Source organism: Compostibacter hankyongensis, from assembly GCF_039541075.1.
Classification (GTDB): domain Bacteria; phylum Bacteroidota; class Bacteroidia; order Chitinophagales; family Chitinophagaceae; genus Compostibacter; species Compostibacter hankyongensis.
The window spans coordinates 401,340-417,670 of the sequence record NZ_BAABFN010000005.1 but is presented as its reverse complement, the minus strand read 5'-3'; the positions used below and the strand labels follow the sequence as shown (position 1 = coordinate 417,670).

The following is a 16,331-nucleotide window of genomic DNA, read 5'->3' as shown; positions in this document are numbered from 1 at the left end:
ACGATGTAATATTATCCGTTAACGACTTCCCCTCCATTGGGGTGCAATACCTGTCCGCTGATATAACTGGAAGCGTCTGTGGACAGAAAGAGGTAGCAGGGCGCTACTTCTGCAGGCTCTCCGGCCCGTTTCATGGGTACGTCATGCCCGAATTTGGCTACCTTTTCCGCCGGGAAGGTAGCCGGAATCAGCGGCGTCCATATCGGACCCGGCGCTACCGCATTCACCCGTATGCCTTTTTCCGCCAGCGCTATCGAAAGAGAACGGGTAAAGGAAACAATGGCCCCTTTGGTGGCCGAGTAATCCAGCAGCTGCGGGCTGCCCTTGTAAGCGGTGACGGAAGCGGTATTGATGATGCAGCTTCCCTTTTTCATGTGTGGAAGTGCAGCCTGTACGAGGTAAAACTGGGAGAAGATATTGGTACGGAAAGTTTTTAGAAGCTGTTCAGGAGAGATGTCGCCGATGTTTTCCTGCGGGTATTGCACCCCGGCATTGTTCACCAGCACATCTATGCTGCCGAAAGTCATTATTGCCTTGTCTACGATCTTGCTGCAATGCTCCGGCTCGCCTACATCGCCGGGGACGAGCAATACCTTGGCTCCTTTTTCTTCCACCATCCGCGCTGTTTTTTCCGCATCTTCCTGCTCATCGAGATAGGCCACTACAACATGCGCCCCCGCCTCGGCAAAGGCTACGGCCACAGCGCGTCCTATGCCGCTGTCGCCGCCGGTGACGATGGCGGTCTTACCGGACAGCTTTTGCTCTCCCGAATACAAGGAAGGACTTTTCTCGGATACGGGCTCGGGATCCATTTCGTGCTGAAGGCCCGGCTGCTGATCCTGCTCCTGCGGAGGGCGCTGCGTATCGTCCATGGGTGTGGGTTCCATTTGCTGTCGTTTTATGATTTAATAAGTTTTGTTTTATAACGTTGCTCCCTTGCTTATACTCGGAGGTCCAAAAGCTATACCAATATTTCTCGCAGGGCTGGCGAAAGCGGCTCCGGCGGGCTTTTATTTCCACGTTTGCAAAGCGGCACGTAGAAAAATATCCCCTTGCCGGAAAATATCCCCTCAGGAAGAAGACAGCGTTCCGATTTTGATCGCCGGGATTTTTCCTGAAGGCCGGTCGGGTGAAGCGCTTGTGTTTCGTTCCTGGCTTTGATTACGGAGCGCCGGCTGGGAACGGGCAGATTTTATTCCGTTCAGCGCGGTCCGGGAGGGTTCTTTTGGCATTAAATTTTAACCGGTAGGGATATTGGTCATTTTAAAAAACAACATATTATGGACACACAGCACACAGGTTCGACAGTTACCCCCGAAATGAAAGAGTTGCCGCTGCACCGGTTTTTTCTGCTGGCGCTTCAGGACATGTATTGGGCAGAAAATCATCTGGTAGAGTCTTTGCCCGAGATGGTGGAAGCAGCCACCTCTCCCGAAGTCAAACAGCTGATCAATGATCATCTTGAAGAGACGATGGGGCAGGTATCGCGGCTGAACAACATCTTTATCATGCTCGACGAAAATCCGAAAGAAAAGAAGTGTAAAGCAATGGCGGGCTTGATCCGGGAGGCCAGCGACATTATTGACGAAACGGATAAGGGCACCGCTGTCAGGGATGCCGCTATCATCATGGCTGCCCAAAAGGTGGAGCATTATGAGATCGCTTCCTATGGCAGCCTGCAGACCTTTGCGGAAATGATGGGACATGGCGAGGTGGCCATGCTGCTGGGCGCTACGCTTGAGGAAGAAAAGGAAGCGGATAAGAAACTAACGGCGCTTGCCGAAAGTGACATTAATGAGCAGGCCCTTCAGCAGGAGTAATCCCCTGCGGGAAACACGACGGCTTACATGAATGCAGGGAAGAATTTAACAGGGGAGGTAGTAGTAGTGACGGGTGCCTCCGCCGGGGTAGGACGGGCCGTTGCCCGTGCCTTTGCGTCGGCAGGAGCGGATATAGCTTTGCTGGCTCGCGGCACGGAAGGGCTGGAAGATGCGCGGGCGGAGGTCGTGCAGCTGGGGCGGCGGGCAATAGCGCTGGCGGTGGATGTCGGCGACGCCGTGCAGGTGGAGGAGGCTGCCGCCAGAATAGAGGCGGAGCTGGGGCCGGTTGCCGTGTGGGTAAACAATGCGATGGTCAGCGTTTTTTCTCCCCTGAAGGAGATTACGGCGGAAGAGTTCAACCGTGTTACGGCCGTTACCTACCTGGGTCAGGTCTACGGAACGATGGCCGCGCTGAAGCGGATGCTCCCGCGAAATTCGGGTGTGATCGTGCTGGTGGGGTCTGCCCTGGCATACCGGGGCATCCCGCTGCAATCCGCCTATTGCGGTGCCAAGCATGGTATTGAGGGTTTTTTCGATTCGCTGCGTTGTGAGCTGATCCACGATAAGTCGCGCGTGCGGGCCGTAATGGTGCAGCTGCCGGCGATGAACACGCCGCAGTTCGGATGGGTCAAAACCCGGCTGCCCCGCCTGCCGAAGCCGATGGGTAAAATATATCAGCCCGAAATAGCTGCGCGCGCCATCGTCTATGCCGCGCTGCATAAAAGGCGGTCGGTCTGGGTAGGCGCGCCGACCTTTGCCTCTATTATCGGTAACCGGATAGCCCCTGGCTTCCTCGACCGCGTTCTCGCGCGATCCGGCTACGATGGACAGCAGACCGCCGAGCCAGCCGGCCGGGACCGTAAGGAGAGGACCAATCTTTGGACCCCGTTACCCGGAGATGAAGGAGCGCACGGTACTTTCGGGAGGGAAGCCGCAGGCCGAAGCCCGCTTTTATGGGTCAGCATGCACCGCAATAAAATAGACTGGGCGATATGTCTCACGGTAATCATTGTACTGATCTTTATTTTCATATACTAAAGCCGCCTTCTTTCCGGGGAGCGTTCCCGGAAGAAAGATAATCCTTTAAAAACGGAAACCATGTTCTTTACCTTCGGTACTATTGTCGTCGTATTGCTTGTCATCATCTTTGTATGGCTGGGTACAAAAGTGTTAAAGGCCAGGAAGAGCAGGCGAACAAACCGGGGCGATCCTGTGGGCCCCGAGAACACAACCCCTGGCGGTCCGGAAAACACGGCAACCACCGGTCCGGAAAATACGATATGATTTTTTACGGCCTGCAAGCCGGGGGCTGACGCAAGACAGGCATGTAGAAAGCCTGCAGAAGGGTTTTTCAGGGGTCGGCTATGATTTCCACAGCGAAGTCTTTATGCTCCCAGCGATCTGCATCCATCCAGTAAAAAGTAAACACCAGGGCCGGACCGGTAATGGCATTTCCCGGAAAATCTGCAAAATATATTCCGAGTCCCGTATACTGTGTAAGGGCATCCTGCGTAGTTTGCCATCCGTCTGCAGACCAGTGTATGCGGGCGGGGGCATGCGTTTCGATACGCAGTATGCTGTTCTTATTTATTTTTTCCAGGGGGCGTTCAAAACGCCATATTTCCACCGCTGAAGGGCGCTGGTTATGCAGATAACGCTCCCGGGCATGCCTGGGCATGTCAAATACTTTCCGCTGCTTCAATGAGCGGCATAGCTTGATATATTCGGCATGCGCCCAAACCAGGGGCATGGCCGATCCGCTGTATTTTCCAAAGAAAAGCTCCCGGTCCGGTATGTCGGCAGCATCCCATATCTGTTCGGGGAAAAGCCCGTTATGTGAAAAAGATTCCATGGTTTTGGCCAGCTCCCGCGCGCCTTCTATATTTCCGGCAGCTATTTCATAATGTGCGCGTTCGCCGGTCAGCAGCGGCCATGCCCGTCCGATACCGGTACCGTCGTAGGGACTTCCGTCTTCATGCTCGCCGTAGCCGTCGTGTGTATAGCGGTGCCAGCAGGGGCCGGTAGGGGTATCTACCTTCAGGTATTTATCGATCATGCGCACGGTATTGCATATATGCGGATCGTCCGGCGCTCTCAGCCCGAAACGTACCAGCGCCAGGGCGTCAGGACTGATCAGTTCGCTCAGCAGTACCGTACTGCTTTCCTCCGGATGATTTTCCACCCGTACGCGCTGATCCCGCAACGCTTCCATATCGGCGCCGGTAGGGTTCAGGCGGATGTAATAACCTTCCACGCCGGATGATCTGGATATGTCCGTATCCGTTATATACGTCCACCGTTCGATATGGGCATTCCAGCAATCGGCCGTTTCCCGGCAATAAGCGGCCATGGCAGGCTCATTGTTTTCTTCGGCGAAATCTGCGCCGGCCAGCAGCGCGGCGATCTCTGCGGCAAGGGTGAAAAGCGAGAGCCCTCCCGCTCTTTCCCACCTGTCCTGCTCTGTATAGGGGCCGTTCTGAACCAGGTAAGAAAGGGCTTTTTTCACCGTATGCCAGTACCGGTGTATCCGCGCCGGCTTCAGCACATGATTTTGCCTGCAGAGATCGATCAGCAGGATGGGCAGCGCCACCTGGTCCATCTGTATCCCTTTCCAGTGCGGAGTGCCTTCCAGCCACATATTCTGCGCCCAGTGCCCGTCTGCTTCCTGAGTCACCATCAGATAAGTGAGGATGCGCAGGGTGTCCTGCTTTGCGTTGAGCGCCAGCAGGCCGCCGGATGATTCCACGAGATCGCGTGGCCATACCAGATGATAGCCGCCGATGTCCTCATCACCCTTGGCTTCTCCCCAGGGAACGGACATGCTGGCGATAATACCGCCTCTGGCCCGCTTTGCCTCGTGTATCCGCAGCACGGAAGCGCTGATACGGAAAAGCTTTCCCGCCGGACTGCCGGCCGGCTTCGGGGGTGAGAAGCTTTTCTGCCAGCTCCGCCATTCCCCGAGATAGGCTTCCCGGATTTCGTCAAACCCGGACAGGATGCTGCCGCGGGCATAATGCGCGGCCTCGTTTTCGGTATATCCGAAGCCGAGGGCGATCAGGAGCTCCCCGCCGGATGCTTCCAGGTCCGCTTGGGCCGTCAGGGCTATATTGCCCGGGCCTGCATTGCGGTATTCCCATTCCATCTGCTTATGCTGCATGAGATCTTGCCATCCGTCGGAAAAACCTACAAAACCTACGGACTGTTTTTTCCAGGGAGAAGAGCAGGCCAACGCCAGGGTGAGGTTGTCCCGGCGGGCGAACAACATGGATACGCCTTTGTAATCTCCGCACCAGCCCGAATTTTCCGACCCCTGATTGCCCAGGTGCGGGGCTAACAATACATATAGCCCGTAATCGCTGATCTTTCCTTTTAAAGCCCGGAAGCTAACGCGTTGCACGAGCGTGTTCCGGATGGTATCCGTCATTACCTCCTTTACGATGCGGTAACGTTTTTTGAGGCAGGTATTCGTTATGCGGTAAGCCGGTAGGCCGTCGCCTATCATTTTTATCCGGTGCTCGGCATGTCTTTTCTCTTCTGAAAAAAATGTTTTTCGATCGGTTACGATCAGACCCATATCGCGTGTGCAGGCCACGTCTTCCCAGGGGAAATAGATCTCGTTGATAATGCCGTGGCTGACGGTGAAGCTGACATCGGAGGCTGCATTTATGGCCTTGCCAAGGCCCGATTTGGCGCTGGAGGTCCAGCGGGCGGGAATGCCCGGCGACCCGGGTGCTTTTAACCATTTTCCTGTCATATCTTTTTCTGTTTCCGTTGTTGACAAATAGGTTTGACGGCAGCTGGATTTATTATGCCGCACGGCAGCTGCCGGCGATCCGGCGCAGTTTTCGTGTGGGGCAAGTTCGTGATCACACACGTTATCTTACGATGGCAGCGTGATCAGGCCCAGTCCGGTTCTTTTATCCGTTTTTCGCTGCAGATAGGCGGGAGATTGTATGAGGATCACCTCCAGGGTAGGATCCACATGCGCCTCGAGAAGATGCCCTCCGTAGGCAGCACCGTCCGGCTTCCCCAGTACCACGTGGGCATGTATTTTGGGCTTGCCATCCTGCTGGGCAATATCTCCGGTTAAGGCAAGCACCTCCGTCTGCCCGGGCATGGGGATCTTTTTATAATCTTTTGAAGAAAAATCAAAAAAACCGAGCAACGCATCGCTGAAGGCGCCGATGGCGGTGAAGCTGGCAGCGCTTATGTTGTGCTCCTCCGCAAAGCTTAAGATACCTGCCGCTACTTCATCCCCTTTATCGAAAATGAGGACGTAGGTTATCTGCCCGGTACTGTTGATAAGCTTGGACTTCATGATCGTTTTTTTTCTTAAACAAGAGAGAGTAGCGCTGTCCTTTATCATGAAATTATCATACCGGAAAACAAACCCCTCCCATACGGGGGATTCCTTCTGATGGCCGGTGTCCACTGAGCAAAAAAATCCACAGTTTCTGTCGGCAGACGCAGCGGGATCGCAGTCAGGAACCTGCGTCCCGGTATTGGTCGGTTATTTGTGTTAGGTCATTGGCATTCGTCAGCGGTTAGCCGGTCACGGTGTGGATACCCGAGGCAGCATGAGGATTGAAGCACCGCGGTCGGGAAGCAGGCTGCCGGAGCCGGGAACGGATTTATTGTCGGATGCTGAAATGTTAAGAGCGGCTTTATGAGAAACAAAACATTGTTCCAGTTTTTCCATTGGTATTACCCGCCGGAGCATCGTCTCTGGGAGCATGCGGCCCGGGAGGCTGCGCATCTGGCGCGACTGGGCATTACGGCGGTGTGGCTGCCGCCGGCCTGTAAGGGAAGCGAAGGCCATCGCTCTTTCGGATATGACTGCTATGATCTGTATGATCTCGGGGAATTTGATCAGAAAGGTTCCGTCGCTACGATGTTCGGCACCCGGGGCGAATACCTGGAGGCCATACGGGCGTTTCATGAACAGCATATGTCGGTGTATGCGGATATTATTCTAAATCATAAGGGCGGCGCTGATGAGATGGAGGAAGTATCCGTACATAAGGTAGATCCGGAAAACCGCAAAAAGGTGATCAGCGATCCCTATAAGATCAAAGCCCGTACGAAATTTACCTTTCCGGGGCGGCAGGGTAAATATTCCAGCTTCATCTGGGACTTTCATTGCTTTAGCGGTGTGGGAAGAGACGAAAACACAGGCGAGTACGGGGTCTATAAAATACTGAACGAATACGGATCGGAGTGGGAAGACCTCATCGAGGAGGAAAAGGGCAATTTTGACTACCTGATGCTTTCGGATATCGAATTCCGGAATCCCGCGGTGCGGGAGGAGCTCGGGAAATGGGGCGTATGGTACCTGCAAAATACGGAAGTGGACGGCTTTCGCCTGGATGCTGTGAAACATATGCCGGCTTCTTTCTACCGGGACTGGCTCGCTCATCTGAGAGCGACCAGCGGAAAGGAGCTGTTTGCGGTAGGGGAGTACTGGAAGTCGGAGAACATCGACCCCATGCTGAGCTACATCAAAGCTACGGAAGGAGGCATGTCCCTGTTTGATACTCCCCTGCATCATAACTTCAGCAAGGCTTCCCATGAAGGCGCCCGGTATGATCTCCGGAAGATCTTTGATCATGCGCTGGTAAAGACGGACCCCGGTCACAGTGTAACCTTTGTGGACAACCACGATACGCAGCCGCTGCGGCAGTTCGATTCTCACACAGAAAGCTGGTTTCGGCCTCATGCTTATGCATTGATCCTGCTCCGGGAGGGCGGGTATCCCTGCGTTTTCTTCCCTGATCTCTACGGGGCGGCTTACCACGATAAAATGCCGGACGGCAAGGTGCATGCCGCTGAGCTGGATCCCTGTCCCGGGCTGGAGAAGTTATTGCAGGCCCGCAGGGAATATGCCTATGGTCTGCAAAAGGATTATTTTGACGATCCCCATACCATAGGGTGGGTCAGGGAAGGGGAGCCCGGCAAGAACAGCGGTTGTGCCGTTCTGCTCTCCAATGCCGGGGAAGGCGTAAAGGAAATGGAAACCGGGAAGCACCATGCCGGAAAAACATTCAACGATATTACCGGCAATCGCCAGGACAAGGTGACTGCAGATGCAGAAGGGCGGGCGTCTTTTCCGGTAAATGCCGGCTCCATAGCCGTCTGGATACCGGAAGGCTGAACACAAAGGCACTATTTTTTGTTTTGAATAAAACGTATCTTTTCAGACGATGATAGAATTTACCATTTCGTTCCGGTACGATAATTCGGAACACAGCGCAAAAGTCGTAAAGTCGGTTTCGGCTTCCCGTACCGATTATGTGGTGCGGCCGGTCGATCCTTCCATCGTACAAAAGTTCGGAAAGCAGATGACCATCTTCAGGGAAAACAATGATTATAATTCCGAGCACCAGATCGATGCGCTGCTCGTTGATTATTTTAATGCGCTGGTGGCTGCGCTCCGGGAGCAGGATACCGCCCCTGGTGAGGAAGCCTCCTGAGCGGCTTTACGGCTCCGCCGGAAAGCGGAAGACGGTTTCCGTGCGGTAAGTGTCTCCCGGCCGCAGGACGGTGGTCGGAAAAGAGGGCTGGTGGGGAGAATCCGGGAAGTGCTGGGTCTCCAGGCAGAAGGCGGTCTGGTGGCCGTCTTTTTTTCCGCCCTTGATGGTATGAGCGCCGCCCATGAAATTGCCTGTGTAAAATTGCACCCCCGGCTCGCGGGTATATACTTCCATTACAATGCCCGACAGGTCTCCGGTAACGGTGGCCGCATGCTTCAGGGCGCCCGGCTCCCCGTTCAGCACGAAATTGTGGTCATAGCCCTTCCCGTATTTCAGCTGCTGGTCCGGAGCGTTCATCCTGGCGCCGATGACGGTGGGCTTCCTGAAATCAAAAGGAGTGCCGGTTACGTTTTGAAGCTGTCCTGTCGGGATCAGGGTAGAGTCTACCGGCGTGTACCGGTCTGCATTGATCTGCAGGATATGGTTGGTAATGGTACCGTTGCCCTGTCCGTTCAGATTAAAATAGGAATGGTTGGTGAGATTGACGATGGTAGGCTGGTCTGTGGAGGCTTCATAACCGATCTTTAAAGCATTGTCATCACCGAGGGTATACACCACCTTCACATCGAGGTTGCCAGGGTAGCCTTCTTCCCCGTTTTTAGAGCGATAATGCAGGGTTAGCGAGGAATCAGTCCGCTCCAGGACATCCCATACCTGTTTCGAAAATCCCTTTTTGCCGCCGTGCAGGTGATTCGGTCCGTTATTGGTGGCGAGGCGATATGTTTTCCCGTCCAGGGAAAACTGTCCGTGTGCGATACGGTTCCCGTAACGGCCGACGAGCGCTCCGAAATAGGAATCGCCCCCTCCGAGGTAGGACTGCAGGCTGTCGTATCCCACTACCACATCCACCATATTGCCTGCTTTATCGGGTACCAGCAGGCTCACCAGTCTTCCGCCGTAATTGGTGACGGCAGCCTCCATGCCGGCAGCGTTTTTTAAAACAAAAAGGCCGGTTTCTTTCCCGGCTACGGTATCCCGGAAGGCGGCGGCTTCCGGTAGGCTTGCCATTGTGGTGTCATCGGCCGGCGGGTTGCTGTTTTGCCCGGCAGGAGAGGAGCAGGCGGTGATCATGGCCAGACATATGGCTATCGGCAGGCAGGAGAGGGTGCTGAGTGCAGTCATTCGGAATATTTGGATATAGCGTGAGGGAATAGCGGATTGCGGTTTTTAAACAGAGGAAGATCAGCCTTGTTTGACCTGCACCACCGATAAAATATTGCCGGCAGGATCTTTAAACCAGGCGATGTCGGGTCCCTGATTCGAACGGGAGCCATGGAAAATACCTTTTTCGTCCGTCTGCAGTTCGCCGCTGTACTGCTCGAAGCGGATGCCGGCCGCTATAAGGCCATCGACCGTTTTTTCAAGATCATTTACCTGAAAGTTGAGTACGGTAAAGGTAGCCGGCGTATGGTTGGGTTTCGGGTAGATAAATACTTTTCCGCCTCCCGGTACGGACAGGGCCAGTCCTTCGGGCGTTTCCGAAAGCGCAACCCCCAGCGTCTGGCCGTAAAATGTTTTGGCTTGCCGCAGGTCGTTTACCGAAAAGCTGCTGAAAGCGTCAGTGGAGTTTAGCATAGGTTCGTGTTTTTCGGGTTCATAACCAGGTTCCTTTTCTTCCTTTTGCCTGATAAATATACACTATTATAAAATATCGGGCAGGAAGATAGCGGCGCTGCCCGTTCCCGGGACAGATCCGCTGACGGAAAAGAGGGGCTGTCACAGCTGTGGAATGCTGGCTGAATAGATAAATACCGGGAGTCACCCCTATGAGGGCGGAAGAGGATTCTTTAAATGGAATATTATCGGTGTAAAAATTGGATTGGCGATCGGTGGCGTTTAATGCACATCAATAAACATACTTTCAAAATTGATGGTTAAAGTGTTAAATTGTCCGATGGCGTCCAACCCCAGGTTGCCATAAAAAACATCCTTCTCAGCTCCGACCGGACCGGTTCTGACGTTAATTTTGGATAGCGTGGTTGAATGGTTGGCTATGCCGATCGAAAAATTCCTGATTGTATAAGCGTCGGATTCGGTTATTGTTCCGCCGACACCATTGGTCTTTAGCTTGTAAGGGGCGCCGTTTTGCACAACCTCTTTTCTATACCTGTCAAAGTAAGGATGATACAAAACAGAGGAACCAGCGCCCGTATCAAAACGGAAGGGTAAGCTGTCTTTTTGCACGGTAAAATCAGCGATGGGCATCAGGCCGTCCAACGCCAGATTTTGGAAATGACTTTTGGATGGATGTAAAGGAATTTCAAGCCGACCATCCTGATGAATATTTATCTCTTTAAGCTGTGCCATGACCGGCTCGCCAATAATCCCTTCCTGGCTATAGTCTCCGTGCTTGAAATAGAGCATCTCATCGGGCAACAAAAGGAAGACGGCGTTTTTGATTAACATACCCCCCAGATATAAGCTATCTGCCACCGCCAGGGACGACTGGACCAATTGACCGGTTGTACCGCTTGCCAGATCCAATTTTACCGGATATATTCTCATTCCCAGCTTCCTGGCTGCGGTTTTCGTGATGACGGAAAGATTTGCTCCGGTATCGAACACAAGAAAACAGGAGTCCTCATGATGAACTACAGGGATTTGCAATAAGCCTATTTTGTCTTTTTTCCAGGTAACGGTTGTCGTTTTCAGAACGGTAATTTCCTGCGGTGGAACGTCTGAAATGGCTCCCCATAAAGCTTTTGAATTTTCTATATCGGCAAGCGCAGCGCTATCTGCCGGCGTTTTGTACTTTGCCGCCAATTTGGTGTAGCACATAGCTGCCGCCTTGTACTGGTATAGCTTTATAAAGTTGTCCGCTTCTATGTTAAACAGTTCCTTTGCTGTGCTGTCAGGCAGCAGATCCTCATAGGTTTTTCTTAGCGCTGCAATATCTTGATTTGATTGAATACAACGATTAAAGGCGTTGTCCAGGATTGATCGATAAAATAACCGGTCTTTTTCCGAAAGGTCATTTTGGTATTTTGCAAATTGTAGATTCAGTTTGAAAAGCGATTTGCTTTTATAAAGCAACCTCAATTCCTCTCCCTTTGTTGCTTTTTCTCTGGAGGGCTGACTAAAGCTTTTAAACGACAGGCAGCCCAAACACAGGCAGCATACCAGCCAGGTGAGCCTTCCGGAGATCCCCGTGCAGGTGCCAATTGTTTTCATAAGCTAAAGTTAATGAATAAAGTCCTACAGGAGGTGTATGCTTACCATCGGCAGCTGCTGTGAAACATCCGGGGGCGATTAACTTTCTTTGAGCATCTGATCGGCAGGTATGCAAGTATTAGACATTATTCAGCGAATTGTAGAAAGTTAAAATAAGCCTATGTTGAGTGGGTCTGAAACAGTCAATGGCCTATCCGACTTTATGTTCCTGGTCTGTCATAGGTTTTTGGCATAAAAAAAGGAAACATTCATAATAGAATGTTTCCTTATGTACCGCGTACGGGAATCGAACCCGTGATTCATCCGTGAAAGGGATGCGTCTTAACCCCTTGACCAACGCGGCAGGTCCCGGTAAGGGATGGCAAAGGTAAGCTTCCTGCTTTTATTTTCAAAAAAAATATGCCCCTGCAGTTAAAATTCTCTTGCCTGTGAGGCCGTCCCGGGGCCGCCTTTCCCGCGCCGGGCATTTTCCGGGAGAATCCGTATCCTGCGGCTTTCCACCTTAAATTTTAAATTGCCAAATCGTGTATTTCCGCGTAAATTTGCAGGACGAAATGTTATTTCTCACTCACCAAAAGGCTCTTTTTAACAATGGCAACGAATGTAAAAATAGGAATCAATGGTTTCGGCCGTATCGGCCGCCTTGTGTATCGCCAGATCTATAATATGGAAGGCATAGAGGTAGTGGCGGTCAATGACCTCACCAGTCCTGCCGTACTTGCCCACCTGCTTAAATATGACACCGCCCAGGGACGTTTTGGAAAAGAGGTGAAGGCTACGGATAACTCTATCGTCGTAGCGGGAGAGGACATCAAGATCTATGCGCATAAAAACCCGGCTGAGATTCCCTGGAAACAGCATGACGTGGACGTAGTGCTGGAATGTACCGGTTTCTTCGCCGACAAGGATAAGGCCTCCGCCCATCTTACCGCAGGCGCCAAAAAGGTAGTGATCTCCGCACCGGCTACCGGCGATCTGAAGACCATCGTGTTCAACGTAAACCACGATATCCTGGACGGCAGCGAGTCCATCATCTCCTGCGCCTCCTGTACCACAAACTGTCTGGCCCCCATGGCCAAGGTGATGAACGATAGCTTTGGCATCGTTTCCGGGCTTATGACTACCATACACGCCTATACCAACGACCAGAACACGCAGGATTCCCCGCATCCCAAAGGCGATCTGCGCCGGGCCCGTGCGGCAGCGGTAAACATTGTTCCCAACAGCACCGGCGCTGCCAAGGCCATCGGCCTGGTACTGCCCGAGCTGAAAGGAAAGCTTGACGGCGCCGCCCAGCGCGTGCCTGTTATCACCGGATCCCTGACCGAGCTGACCTGCGTGCTTAACAAAAAGGTGACTGCAGATGAAGTGAATGCCGCTATGAAGGCTGCCGCCAATGAAAGCTTCGGCTATAACGAGGACCTCATCGTCAGCAGCGATATCGTGGGCATGACCTTCGGCTCCCTTTTTGACGCTACCCAGACCAAGGTGATCGGCAACGGGGATCAGCAGCTGGTGAAAACGGTTTCCTGGTATGATAACGAGATGAGCTACGTATCCCAGCTGGTCCGTACCCTGAAATACTTCGCCCACCTGATCGGGTAGGGGTTACGGCGCCGGGTCCGGGTCGTGCGGATACATTCCGGAGAGGGGTGATCCGTGCTTGTCCGGACCGCTCAGTAAGATAAAATAATAATAACCGGCCCCGGTGCCTCACCGGGGCTTTTCTTCAAGCTATTCCTGATCGTATGTCTACATTCCAGACCCATAATTTTTCCGGACAGAAAGCGCTGATCCGGGTGGACTTTAACGTTCCGCTGAACGACCAATACCAGATCACCGATGATACCCGTATGCGGGCCGCCGTGCCTACCATCCGGAAGGTCCTCGGCGACGGGGGCAGCGTTATCCTGATGTCGCACCTGGGACGACCCAAGGAAGGACCATCGGAAAAATTTTCGCTGCGCCACTTGGTACCGCATCTGTCGGAGCTGCTGGGGCAGCCGGTGAAGTTTGCCGACGACTGTATCGGGGACAGCGCCGTGGAAGCGGCAAAGACGCTGAAGGCCGGGGAAGTGCTGCTGCTGGAAAACCTGCGTTTTTACAAACAGGAAGAAAAGGGCGATCCGGGCTTTGCCGAAAAGCTGGCCGGGCTGGGAGATGTGTATGTCAACGATGCCTTTGGCACCGCGCACCGTGCGCATGCGTCCACCGCCGTTATTGCCCGGTATTTTCCCGGCGACCGCAAAATGTTCGGCTTGCTTATGGAAGCAGAGGTCACCAATGCGGAAAAGGTGCTGCACGATGCCGCCCGTCCCTTTACGGCCATTCTGGGAGGCGCTAAGGTGTCGGATAAGATAGAGATCATCAAAAACCTGATGGAAAGGGCCGATCATATCATCATCGGCGGTGGCATGACCTATACCTTCCTGAAAGCCATGGGCCGGGAGATCGGCAACTCGCTTTGCGAAGATGACAAGCTGGACCTGGCGCAAAGCCTGATGGACCAGGCCCGGGAAAAAGGAGTGGAGATTCTCATTCCCGAAGATTCGGTGATCGCGGACAAGTTTGCCGAAGATGCGCAGACGCAGGTGGTATCCAACGACCATATCCCCGGGGGCTGGATGGGGCTGGACATTGCGGACAAAACCATCGCCCGTTTTGAAGGGGTGATCCGTGCCTCGAAGACCATCCTGTGGAACGGTCCCATGGGTGTCTTTGAAATGAAACCTTTCCAGAAGGGAACCCGCTCGGTAGCCAATGCTGTTGCGGCTGCAACGGCAGCCGGCGCTTTTTCGCTGGTCGGCGGCGGGGATTCCGTCGCTGCGGTGAACCAGTTTGGCCTCGCCGAAAAGGTAAGCTACGTCTCCACAGGCGGAGGCGCCATGCTCGAATATTTTGAAGGAAAGGAGCTGCCGGGTATTGCAGCCATAAAAGGGTAGGAGGCGGCTAACCGGCCTGCGGGGCGTAATCGCCTTCGTCCTCAGCATCGTTGCTGCTGAGCTGCCGCTGGTTGTTCTCCATCAGCAGCTGAACGGATTCGTTCAGGATAGTTCCCCTGTTTTGCTTAAAAAGCATCATCTTATCTGCCGGCAGCTTGAGGTCAAAGCCCTGTTGTCCCCCGGGCTTGGCCGAGGCGGTCTCCCCGAAATCCGGGTTGAGATGATTGAGCTCCCCAATGTCCATATTCAGGTATTTGGCGATAACCGCCATGCTGTATTTCCCGGAGATATTCAGGGATTGCAGGTTGGTGTAGGTCCTGTAGTGAAGGCCGCCGGATACCGGTGAGAGCATCCCGGCCAGCTCCTGCTGGTCCATCCCGAAGAAGTTCGCAAAGCGGTCCATGATATAGGCTGTGGCCAGGAACTTCATCACATGATTGCTGGATTCGTGGGGCAGGAAGTTTTTCAGCTGCCAGAAGTCGTCGCTGCCGCTGGCGTTGATGGCTTTCTGGACGCCGCCCGGCCCGCAGTTATAAGCGGCCACCACCAGCACCCAGTCGTGCAGCATATCATACAGTTGGTTCAGGTATTTGGCTGCGGCCAGGGTGGACTTGTACAGGTCCCGCCGCTCGTCGTGCCGGCGGTTGACGGTAAGTCCCAGCACCCGCGCGGTGCCGGCCATCAGCTGCCAGGGACCTACGGCCCCGGCGCGGGATACCACCCGGGTATTGAGCCCGGATTCGATCACGGCCAGGTATTTGAGGTCTTCGGGAATGCCATAATCCCTGAAAACCCGCTCGATAAGCGTGAAATAGGATTCTCCTTTTTCCCGGACCAGCCGGAAATGACCGGTATTGTGTTTGTAATAGGAATTGATATAGCTCACCATGTCCCCATTGAGGTTGCCGACGACCACATCCGGGCCCATCAGGCTGTCGGATGGCGCAGCGGTGGCCAAGGGGGTAGTGGTCAGGGAGGGTACCGGCTCGTCGCCGGTTTCTGAAAGGCTTCCGGATTCCGGTTCCTGGACCGGGGTCATGGCAATCGTATCTTCGTCTGCGGGGCTACCCGTAGCCGCCACAGCAACACTGTCTGTTACAGCATTTTTCAGGGAAACCTGCTTGGGGGAGGAGGTTTGGGCCCAGGCGGCATGGCTTATCAGGAGGGCAACCAGTACTCCGGTACATGTTTTTTGCATGTTGCTCTTTTTCAGATGCGGTTGTGGCATTTAAAAGGACCAATCACGCCCACTCCGTCTGAACCGGGACGCAAATACAACGCTTCAGTTATGATTTAGGAATAATGTAGCGTATAACGAGCGATATAAGCTTTTTATTTTAAGTGAGTGTAAAAACCGCTTCTGAACAGGGTATGAAAAAGAAGAACAAGCCTCCCTCCGGAGGGCAATATGTGGGATATTAACAGCTTCCCGCTTGCGGGAAGCTGCCTGTTTATGCCTTGCTTTGCTGTTGTGCCGTGGCCTGGGTCTGATGGTTGGAACTGGGCGTTTCGTTCATCCCGTCTTCAATCTCTTTTTTTACGTTGGTTTTGGCATCGTTGAACTCACGGATGCCTTTGCCAAGGCCGCGCATGAATTCAGGGATTTTTCTCCCTCCGAACAATACCAGGATGGCAACCACAATAATGATCCATTCCATTCCACTGGGCATTTCAAACAATAACGGCTGGGCGTTTAAGGCTGCGCTTATCATGATTCTCGAATTAAAAATAAAAGTACAAATTCAAAGTTACGGATAATACCATATAAAGCAAGATATTTTTGATATTATCCGTTCCGGATTAGCATTCCGTTAACAAAAAAACGGAAACCAGCCGTCAACTGGTCTCCGCTTTCCCTGGAAAATTTC

The 16,331-nt window shown here is 53.3% G+C and carries 15 protein-coding genes and 1 tRNA gene; 7 read left to right on the top strand and 9 right to left on the bottom strand.

The window, feature by feature from the left end; translation table 11 throughout:
- Positions 1-11: 11 nt before the first annotated feature.
- Entirely contained in the window at positions 12-887 is an 876-nt protein-coding gene (locus ABD851_RS12230) for a glucose 1-dehydrogenase (RefSeq protein ID WP_344979649.1), read from the bottom strand.
- 393 nt (positions 888-1,280) lie between these two features.
- Between ABD851_RS12230 and ABD851_RS12225 the strand changes: the two genes are divergently transcribed.
- The 3 genes from ABD851_RS12225 to ABD851_RS12215 are packed head-to-tail and all read left to right on the top strand — an operon-like array spanning position 1,281 to position 3,104.
- Positions 1,281-1,820, top strand: a complete 540-nt coding sequence (locus tag ABD851_RS12225) for a YciE/YciF ferroxidase family protein (RefSeq protein WP_344979647.1) — start codon at positions 1,281-1,283, stop codon at positions 1,818-1,820.
- A 27-nt stretch (positions 1,821-1,847) separates the two neighbouring features.
- Positions 1,848-2,858: an SDR family oxidoreductase gene (locus ABD851_RS12220; RefSeq protein WP_344979645.1), complete on the top strand. Its 1,011-nt coding sequence runs from the start codon at positions 1,848-1,850 to the stop codon at positions 2,856-2,858.
- Positions 2,859-2,918: 60 nt separating this feature from the next.
- Positions 2,919-3,104 carry a hypothetical protein gene (locus tag ABD851_RS12215; RefSeq protein WP_344979643.1) on the top strand — a complete coding sequence of 62 codons (186 nt, stop codon included), beginning with the start codon at positions 2,919-2,921 and terminating at the stop codon, positions 3,102-3,104.
- A 67-nt stretch (positions 3,105-3,171) separates the two neighbouring features.
- Here the strand turns inward: ABD851_RS12215 and ABD851_RS12210 are convergent, their stop codons facing one another.
- Positions 3,172-5,574, bottom strand: a complete 2,403-nt coding sequence (locus tag ABD851_RS12210; RefSeq protein ID WP_344979641.1) for a glycoside hydrolase family 15 protein — start codon at positions 5,572-5,574, stop codon at positions 3,172-3,174.
- Between the two features lie 126 nt (positions 5,575-5,700).
- Positions 5,701-6,138, bottom strand: a complete 438-nt coding sequence (locus tag ABD851_RS12205; protein WP_344979639.1) for a PPC domain-containing DNA-binding protein — start codon at positions 6,136-6,138, stop codon at positions 5,701-5,703.
- Between the two features lie 348 nt (positions 6,139-6,486).
- Here ABD851_RS12205 and ABD851_RS12200 point away from each other — a divergent pair, with 348 nt between their 5' ends.
- On the top strand, positions 6,487-7,971 hold the full coding sequence (locus ABD851_RS12200) for an alpha-amylase (RefSeq protein ID WP_344979637.1): 1,485 nt from the start codon (positions 6,487-6,489) through the stop codon (positions 7,969-7,971).
- Positions 7,972-8,020: 49 nt separating this feature from the next.
- The gene (locus ABD851_RS12195) at positions 8,021-8,290 is read left to right on the top strand and encodes a hypothetical protein (protein WP_344979635.1); all 270 of its coding nucleotides are present in this window, start codon (positions 8,021-8,023) and stop codon (positions 8,288-8,290) included.
- 6 nt (positions 8,291-8,296) lie between these two features.
- Here the strand turns inward: ABD851_RS12195 and ABD851_RS12190 are convergent, their stop codons facing one another.
- The 4 genes from ABD851_RS12190 to ABD851_RS12175 all read right to left on the bottom strand — a co-directional run bounded on the left by ABD851_RS12190 (position 8,297) and on the right by ABD851_RS12175 (position 11,864).
- Positions 8,297-9,472 carry an aldose epimerase family protein gene (locus tag ABD851_RS12190; protein ID WP_344979633.1) on the bottom strand — a complete coding sequence of 392 codons (1,176 nt, stop codon included), beginning with the start codon at positions 9,470-9,472 and terminating at the stop codon, positions 8,297-8,299.
- A gap of 60 nt (positions 9,473-9,532) precedes the next feature.
- A complete protein-coding gene (locus ABD851_RS12185) occupies positions 9,533-9,925 on the bottom strand; it encodes a VOC family protein (protein WP_344979631.1) in 393 nt (130 codons plus the stop codon).
- Between the two features lie 261 nt (positions 9,926-10,186).
- On the bottom strand, positions 10,187-11,521 hold the full coding sequence (locus ABD851_RS12180; RefSeq protein ID WP_344979629.1) for an aspartyl protease family protein: 1,335 nt from the start codon (positions 11,519-11,521) through the stop codon (positions 10,187-10,189).
- Between the two features lie 271 nt (positions 11,522-11,792).
- Positions 11,793-11,864: transfer RNA gene (locus ABD851_RS12175), tRNA-Glu, on the bottom strand.
- Positions 11,865-12,112: 248 nt separating this feature from the next.
- Here ABD851_RS12175 and gap point away from each other — a divergent pair.
- Both gap and ABD851_RS12165 read left to right on the top strand, forming a co-directional pair.
- Entirely contained in the window at positions 12,113-13,126 is a 1,014-nt protein-coding gene (gene gap, locus ABD851_RS12170) for a type I glyceraldehyde-3-phosphate dehydrogenase (protein WP_344979627.1), read from the top strand.
- A gap of 143 nt (positions 13,127-13,269) precedes the next feature.
- Entirely contained in the window at positions 13,270-14,463 is a 1,194-nt protein-coding gene (locus tag ABD851_RS12165; protein WP_344979625.1) for a phosphoglycerate kinase, read from the top strand.
- A gap of 7 nt (positions 14,464-14,470) precedes the next feature.
- Here ABD851_RS12165 and ABD851_RS12160 read toward each other — a convergent pair whose 3' ends face one another.
- Both ABD851_RS12160 and ABD851_RS12155 read right to left on the bottom strand, forming a co-directional pair.
- A complete protein-coding gene (locus tag ABD851_RS12160) occupies positions 14,471-15,661 on the bottom strand; it encodes a lytic transglycosylase domain-containing protein (protein ID WP_344979623.1) in 1,191 nt (396 codons plus the stop codon).
- Between the two features lie 253 nt (positions 15,662-15,914).
- Positions 15,915-16,175 (bottom strand): Sec-independent protein translocase subunit TatA/TatB, encoded by a 261-nt coding sequence (locus ABD851_RS12155; RefSeq protein ID WP_344979621.1) that lies wholly within the window; start codon positions 16,173-16,175, stop codon positions 15,915-15,917.
- Between the last annotated feature and the right edge of the window lie 156 nt (positions 16,176-16,331).

Coding starts and splice junctions, on each gene's coding strand:
- ABD851_RS12165 (WP_344979625.1), top strand. CDS start 13,270: ATGTCTACATTCCAGACCCATAATTTTTCCGGACAGAAAGCGCTGATC.
- ABD851_RS12190 (WP_344979633.1), bottom strand. CDS start 9,472: ATGACTGCACTCAGCACCCTCTCCTGCCTGCCGATAGCCATATGTCTG.
- ABD851_RS12195 (WP_344979635.1), top strand. CDS start 8,021: ATGATAGAATTTACCATTTCGTTCCGGTACGATAATTCGGAACACAGC.
- ABD851_RS12185 (WP_344979631.1), bottom strand. CDS start 9,925: ATGCTAAACTCCACTGACGCTTTCAGCAGCTTTTCGGTAAACGACCTG.
- ABD851_RS12215 (WP_344979643.1), top strand. CDS start 2,919: ATGTTCTTTACCTTCGGTACTATTGTCGTCGTATTGCTTGTCATCATC.
- ABD851_RS12225 (WP_344979647.1), top strand. CDS start 1,281: ATGGACACACAGCACACAGGTTCGACAGTTACCCCCGAAATGAAAGAG.
- ABD851_RS12160 (WP_344979623.1), bottom strand. CDS start 15,661: ATGCAAAAAACATGTACCGGAGTACTGGTTGCCCTCCTGATAAGCCAT.
- gap (WP_344979627.1), top strand. CDS start 12,113: ATGGCAACGAATGTAAAAATAGGAATCAATGGTTTCGGCCGTATCGGC.
- ABD851_RS12220 (WP_344979645.1), top strand. CDS start 1,848: ATGAATGCAGGGAAGAATTTAACAGGGGAGGTAGTAGTAGTGACGGGT.
- ABD851_RS12210 (WP_344979641.1), bottom strand. CDS start 5,574: ATGACAGGAAAATGGTTAAAAGCACCCGGGTCGCCGGGCATTCCCGCC.
- ABD851_RS12230 (WP_344979649.1), bottom strand. CDS start 887: ATGGAACCCACACCCATGGACGATACGCAGCGCCCTCCGCAGGAGCAG.
- ABD851_RS12200 (WP_344979637.1), top strand. CDS start 6,487: ATGAGAAACAAAACATTGTTCCAGTTTTTCCATTGGTATTACCCGCCG.
- ABD851_RS12205 (WP_344979639.1), bottom strand. CDS start 6,138: ATGAAGTCCAAGCTTATCAACAGTACCGGGCAGATAACCTACGTCCTC.
- ABD851_RS12155 (WP_344979621.1), bottom strand. CDS start 16,175: ATGATAAGCGCAGCCTTAAACGCCCAGCCGTTATTGTTTGAAATGCCC.
- ABD851_RS12180 (WP_344979629.1), bottom strand. CDS start 11,521: ATGAAAACAATTGGCACCTGCACGGGGATCTCCGGAAGGCTCACCTGG.